4 protein-coding genes are annotated in these 6,966 nt (G+C 44.4%); 2 read left to right on the forward strand and 2 right to left on the reverse strand.

Features of this window, described 5'->3' with window-relative positions; all coding sequences use genetic code 11:
* Window positions 1–76 precede the first annotated feature (76 nt).
* Entirely contained in the window at window positions 77–1,432 is a 1,356-nt protein-coding gene (locus WKT12_RS13625; protein WP_340320018.1) for an MATE family efflux transporter, read from the reverse strand.
* A gap of 342 nt (window positions 1,433–1,774) precedes the next feature.
* Between WKT12_RS13625 and WKT12_RS13630 the strand changes: the two genes are divergently transcribed.
* Window positions 1,775–2,881 (forward strand): SGNH/GDSL hydrolase family protein, encoded by a 1,107-nt coding sequence (locus WKT12_RS13630; protein WP_340320019.1) that lies wholly within the window; start codon window positions 1,775–1,777, stop codon window positions 2,879–2,881.
* Window positions 2,882–2,910: 29 nt separating this feature from the next.
* Window positions 2,911–4,335, forward strand: coding sequence for a sialate O-acetylesterase (locus WKT12_RS13635; RefSeq protein WP_340320020.1), 1,425 nt, complete (start codon window positions 2,911–2,913; stop codon window positions 4,333–4,335).
* Between the two features lie 376 nt (window positions 4,336–4,711).
* On the opposite strand, the gene WKT12_RS13640 is transcribed toward WKT12_RS13635, so the two are convergent.
* Window positions 4,712–6,919, reverse strand: coding sequence for an alpha-galactosidase (locus tag WKT12_RS13640; protein WP_340320021.1), 2,208 nt, complete (start codon window positions 6,917–6,919; stop codon window positions 4,712–4,714).
* Window positions 6,920–6,966: the final 47 nt, after the last annotated feature.

The following is a 6,966-nucleotide window of genomic DNA, read 5'->3' on the forward strand; positions in this document are numbered from 1 at the left end:
ATGTTTTTCTTTTGGTCCTTATTTATATATACGCAAGATAGCATTAATTGTTCATTTAAAACATTGAAAAATAGTATTATTGTTTGAGCGGTGATTGTTTTTGTTCTAATTTTTTCCTCCACCACAAGAGATATCCTAAACATATCAGTAACGATACCGTTGTGGAGAGTGGCGGGGCATATCCCATCCAGAAAAGGCTTGTCGGATCGATATGACTGAAGGCCCACGATAGAGGTATACGGAAGAGAAATGTAGCTATAAGACTGTGAATCATCGGGAACCATGAGTTGCCTTGTCCGCTGAAATAAGAATTTATGCAAAACACGAAACTGACGATGATACAGTCGATGCTGTATCCCCGCAAATAGGTTGCTCCCATGGCGACTACGGATTCATCGTCTGTAAAGATTCTTACAAGAGTTTCCGGCAGAAATTGTGAGTAGGCACATACTGAAATACCGAAGACTAATGCCATTGCGATACCTGAACGCAGGCATTGGTTCATACGATGGATAAGGCCGGCACCATAATTTTGTGCAGTCATGGCGGCAACGGCTGATGAAATGGCTACGGGAGGCAGCATGGCAAACACGATGATTTTTTCGACTACCCCTAATGCTGCCGATGCGATGACACCCATTTGATTGACGATGACTGTAATAATCAGGAAGGAAATGTTGATTAGTGCATCTTGCAGGGCGATGGGAGCTCCCAGCAATACGACTCGTTGTGACAGATTTCCGTTCAGGCGGATGTCACGTCGGGTAAATGGAAAGCTGAAACCTCGGCGATGCAGGAACCATAGGGCAGTCAGGAAACTGATTCCTTGCGAGGAGATGGTGGCAATTGCCGCTCCTGCTGCACGCATGTGCAGACCTCCTACCAGAGCAAAGTCGAGTATAACATTGACCATACAGGCCAATGCTACGAAATAAAGTGGTGTGCGAGAATCGCCGAGTCCGCGTAGAATTCCGCAGACAACGTTATAACCTATAATAAAAGGGATGCCCAACGAGCAGATCAGTAGATACATTTCTGTATCGTGCATGGCTTCGGCCGGGGTATGCATGATGCGGGCTATGGGATTATGCAGGATAGTCATCAATAGTGTGAGCAGGATTCCTGTGATGGCAAACAGCCATACCGACGAACCTATAATGGAAGCTGATTCTTTGTAATTGCGTGCTCCGGTAGCTATGCCGATGAGAACAGTCACTCCGGTAGTCAGTCCGAGGATGATACCTGTAATGGTTTGCATCACTTGGCTGCCTATTGCTACTCCGGCTACGCTTGCCGCGTCGTCAAATTGTCCTACGACAAATAAATCGGCACCACCGTATAAGGCTTGCAATACATTGGCCAATAGATAAGGTATGGCAAACTGGAACAGTACTTTTGAAACATTTCCTTGTGTCAGATCAAGCTCTTTCATATTTTTCTGATAAACACTCTGATTTGATAAATTAAAAAAGCCGGATAAGTTGATTGGTTTTACCCAGTCATCTTATCCGGCTTTTTCTTGCCCTCCGATGAGGATTACAAAACGCTTTTTCGTTATGTGCGTGCAAAGGTAGGATTAATCATTGGCGTAATCAAATATTTTGGAAGATTTCTTGCGAACGAATTGTGTGGATTTGGGGGCTATCTACATGATTTGTTAAAGTAAAGAAAACCTTTTTTGGAAAAAACTTATGTAAAAACACTGATTTTTGATAAAAAAGTATCAACCCTTCTTCGTGTAGATATACTATATTTGCAAAAAATACTATGATATATGAAAAATAAGAACTGTCTGTCCGGTTTATTTGTATTTGGTATAATAGCCGGATTATCTTTTCCTGTTTCTGCAGAAACTCGTCAGGGAGATAAAGAATTTATTTCTTCCGATGATTCACATATTGTTTATATGGGGAGAATCAGTAAAACCATTCCTCATACAGTCCGTTTTACTTATCCGGGAGTCAGCATTTTTGCCAATTTTGAAGGGACTTCCCTGCAGATGAAAGCTAAGCCCGGAAGCGGAGCCTTCATGGTGGAGATTGATGATAATTTGCCGTACCGAATCAATTTTTCAGAGAACGATTCGATACAGACCTTGGCAGAAGGACTTCCCGAAGGGCTTCATAGCGTACGGATTATGTATGCTATAGAGGGATATGAATTGAAACCTGCATTTAAAGGTTTTTATCTGGACAACGGATGTCAGCTTGGAGAGGCTCCGGTGTTGCCTGAACGTCGGATTGAATTTATCGGAAACTCCATCACTTGCGGGTATGGAGTAGAATCGGAGAACCCGAAGGATCCGTTTACTTATGACACCGAAAATCATTTTTATACCTATGCGGCTCGTACAGCACGGGCACTGAAAGCACAACATCTTGTAGTGGCTCGTTCAGGAATAGGGATATATCGTAATTATGCCGGACCTCGTTCGGGTAGCAAAGACTGTATGCCTGCCATGTACGAACAGGTACTTTTTACAGATTCTACCGAACTGTGGAACCATGCTCTGTATACTCCCGATGTAGTGTGCATCAACTTGGGTACAAACGATATCAGTTTGAATGATTATGACATGGATTTGCTGACCGATGGGTATCGTCGTTTTATGAAAAAACTCCGTTCTATTTATCCAAAAGCCAAGTTGGTTTTGTTGAGCGGGTCTATGACGGACAGTCAGGCACTGAGTGATATAAAGAAAGCAATGGATACGGTTGTCGGCGAAATGAACAAAGACGGAGATAAAGAAGTATATCGTTTCGATATGTCACCGCAAACAGGTTCATTGGGAATGGGGGCCAGTTATCATCCGTCTATGCGACAGCAGCAGAAGATGGCATCCGAGCTGACTGCTTATCTTAAGAAACTCATGAAGTGGTAATGAATAGTGGACTTTAAAATATTATGAAAATGAAGAAATGGATTGTAAGTGCTTGCTTGTTGATGATGCAGGCCGGTGCGTGGGCAAAGGTCAGTTTACCCGATATTATGAGTGACAATATGGTATTGCAGCAGCAGACGGAAGCTTGTCTGTGGGGAAAAGCTGATGCAAATGCCGAAGTAACTATCCGTCCGTCGTGGAATAATGAAGCCTATAAGGTGAAAGCTGGGGCCGATGGCAAGTGGATAGCTAAGATTCAGACACCTACTGCAAGCTATCAGACCTATACGATTTCTATCTCCGATGGGGAGGAAGTGAAACTGAACAACGTGCTGGTAGGGGAGGTTTGGTTCTGTTCCGGACAATCGAATATGGAAATGCCTCTACGTGGTTTCTGGAATTGTCCGATAGCCGGAGCCAATGAAACGATAGCTACAGCATCGAAGTGGAAAGGAATCCGTGTGGCTACAGTCGAAAAGAACGGACAGTTGCAGCCTGTCGACGAATGTAAGGGAAGCTGGAAGGTGAGCAATCCGGAAAATGCTCCTGCCTTTAGTGCGACAGCCTTCAATTTTGCCATGATGATGAATCAGGTACTGGATATTCCAATCGGTATCATCAATTGTAGCTGGGGTGGTTCGATGGTAGAAGGATGGTTGCCCCGTGAGATTGTTTCGCAGTATCCCGATATCGACTTGAAGCGTGATATCCGTAAGGAAGACGGACACGACTGGTGGCATTACCTGAGCCCGACACTGATGTACAACGGCATGCTGAAGCCTTTGCAGAATTATACCATTAAAGGGTTCTTGTGGTATCAGGGAGAATCGAACGTGGGCAAGCACAAGACGTATGCCGAACGCTTGAAGACCATGGTGGAACTTTGGCGTAAAGAATGGGGACTGGGTGAACTTCCGTTCTATTATGTAGAGATTGCTCCTTTCAACTCTACGGAAACAACTGCAAGCGCATACCTGCGTGAAGCACAGTTCAAGGCACAGTCCATCATCCCGAATAGTGGAATGATTTCGACAAACGATCTGGTACAGCCTTATGAAATAAAGAATGTTCATCCCAAGAACAAGTCAGATGTAGGAAAACGTCTGGCTTATATGGCGTTGAGCAAGACGTATCATGTGCCGGGCATAGAAGCTTACGGCCCGGTTTATAAGTTGATGGAAGTAAAAGACGGTGCCGTTATCTTGTCGTTCGACCATGCAGAAGAAGGCTTTAACCGCTTGTCGGGCATGGAAGGTTTCGAAGTTGCCGGAAGTGATAAGGTCTTTTATCCTGCAAAAGCAGAAGTCTTCAATAACTTGCAGATTAAAGTTACCTGTGATAAGGTAGCACGGCCGGTTGCCGTACGCTATTGTTTCCGCGACTTCCAGCCGGGAAATGTAGCCAATCTGCGTGAATTGCCTTTGTATCCGTTCCGTACAGACGACTGGGAATAAATTTACATCTTTTCAGTACAATTATGAAGGCTGCTTAAGATTGAATATATTTTTTCTATTTAAATAGACATCCCCTTATTGATACTTATTCTTTTTGAAATAAGAATGTGTATTGATAAGGGGATTTTTATGCAGTTTATCTTCGAATATATTTTTGAATGCAGATAATTATTATTGATGACAGAAGCTTGCTTCAGATAGTTCTGGGTTACCGGTATAAAGAACGATGAGAGGAAGCATATAGTTATAAAATTTTTCAGACGGAAAGTTTAATGAAAGGCCTTTCTAAAAATGCTCTTTCTGAACTTTTTTATAAAAAAAGCTGTTTCAGTTTGGTAGTCGCTGAAACAGCTTTTAAAGCATTTAATTTTTGTTTTTAGTCGATTTCCTCCAGATATAATACGCGGCTGGAGTAATCGTTCTGTTTGTGATAGTCTACAATATGGTTATAAGGTATTTCCAGACCGTTTTTCATCAGGTAAGCACCACTATATGTCTTCCCTTCGAATGCAAGTGGTTGGTTGTCTATCCGGTTCAATTCCGTAATGCGGTAGGTCTTTTCAGGGTCGAGTCCCGCCATTGTAACACGAGGCAAGTGCTGGTTGACGAAATGTTCGGTCTTCCACCAGTAGAACACTGCCTTGTCCTTTTCAGGACTGGTGTACATCAATGAAGCTACTCCTTGATGGTCGTAAGGAGAAACCAGGCGATAGATATCTCCCAGTTGTACGATAGGACGAATCTTTTTGTAGTCGGCGATAGCCTTGCGGCACAAATCCTTTTCCTCGTCGGTCATGTTTTTAGGCTGGATTTCCATGCCCAGTCGTCCGCTCATCGCCACATCGATGCGGTACTTCAGTGGAATGGTACGGAAAGTCTGGTGATTGGGTGCCGCACTGATGTGCGAAGCCATGGCGATAGCAGGGAAGAAATAAGAGGTTCCCCACTGCATGTATACACGTTGCAGGGCATCTGTATTGTCGCTTACCCAGAATTCATCGAAGTAAGGCAGGTAGCCGTAGTTGGCGCGACCGCCGCCACTGGCACAAGCCTGAATGATTAAGTCCGGATATTTGGCGCGGATACGCTGGCACACTTTCTCGAATCCCCGGTGATATTCAATATACATGTGACTCTGATTATCGGCTGTCAGATAGTTGGAGCCGTGATTCATGATAGGCATATTGGCATCCCACTTAATATAAGCGAGGTCGGGATGCTGTGTCATCAGGTCGTCTACTACCTTGAATACGAAATCCTGTACCTCCGGATTGGCAAGATCGAGTACCACCTGCGTGCCTCCACGTCCCAGAACTGGATCACGCTGCGGAGCTTTCAGTATCCATTCCGGATGCTTTTCATACAGTTCGCTGGTAGTGTTCGCCATTTCCGGTTCAATCCAGATACCGAATTTGATGCCGTGCTTCTTGGCATCTCTTATCAACCCCTCGATACCTTCGGGAAGTTTGTTCTTGTCTACCACCCAGTCGCCCAGTGAAGAACTGTCGTTCTTGCGCGGATATTTGTCGCCAAACCAGCCGTCGTCCATCACAAAAAGTTCACCACCCATCGAAGCAATGTCGCCCATCATCTGGTCCATGCCCTGCTGGTTGATGTCGAAATATACTCCTTCCCAGCTATTCAGCAGAATATCGCGTACCTTGTTCCCATGAGCCAGTTTGTACATTCTTCCCCATTTATGGAAATTGCGGCTCGCTCCGCTCAGACCTTCGTCGGTGTAGGTTAAGGCAACGGCAGGTGTACGGAATATTTCTTTCTTAGAAAGTGTGTACGACGAGTTCTCTTCGTTGATGCCCGCATAGAACTGATGATAGTCGCTGTCGTCGGTATCGATTCTCAATTTATAATTGCCTGTGTAGCAAAGTGCTGCTCCGATAACCCTACCTCTATTTTCCTGTGGCGTTCCATCGAGTGAGAACATGACTTCGGCATGTGAGGTATGCGAGTTACGCGCTCCATCTTTGTTCTTGATGATTGTCATGCCCGGTTGAAGAGGTTCTTGTGTAAGTTGTCCTTCGTTGGCCCATGATCCGGAAAGGTGCGAAAGCCATACGTTTCCTCGGCGGATAGGCAGGTAGGCCGATGCAAACTGAGTCAGGCAAACCGGCTTTTTTTCGGAGTGGCTTATTTCCGTCCACGTTTCTATCATGTCGACATTTGTGTAAGCTTTGTAGCATACATTTATATAAAAAGGATAGACTTTGTCTTTCAGGCGGACAGTGGTGAGGGTACTCTGAGCATCTTTATCCGTATCGACACCGACAATTTCCATTTGGGTTGACATGTTTCCGTCTGCATGCCTGACGGACAATGCTGTTTCACTTGGGCAGTTCATTCCATATACCGGATAAGCTGTATGATCGCAATTCTTTGCTTCGTTGATGTTTTGCAAATCTGTTTCGCTCAGTTTGCTTCCATAGTAAAGATATTTCAGTTCCCCGCCGGTCGGTGCGTTCAGCACGAGTGATGTTTGGGGAGTAGAAATGCAGATGTTCTGTGCCCACATGTTTCCGGCAAGTAAAGTACAACTTGCCAGCAGGTAAATTTTGTTTTTTACTTTCATGCTTTTCATTTTTTGATAATAGATTTATACATTCGTTCATTTTATAT

Origin of the sequence: Phocaeicola sp. HCN-6420 (assembly GCF_037890145.1) — a bacterium.
GTDB lineage: Bacteria > Bacteroidota > Bacteroidia > Bacteroidales > Bacteroidaceae > Phocaeicola.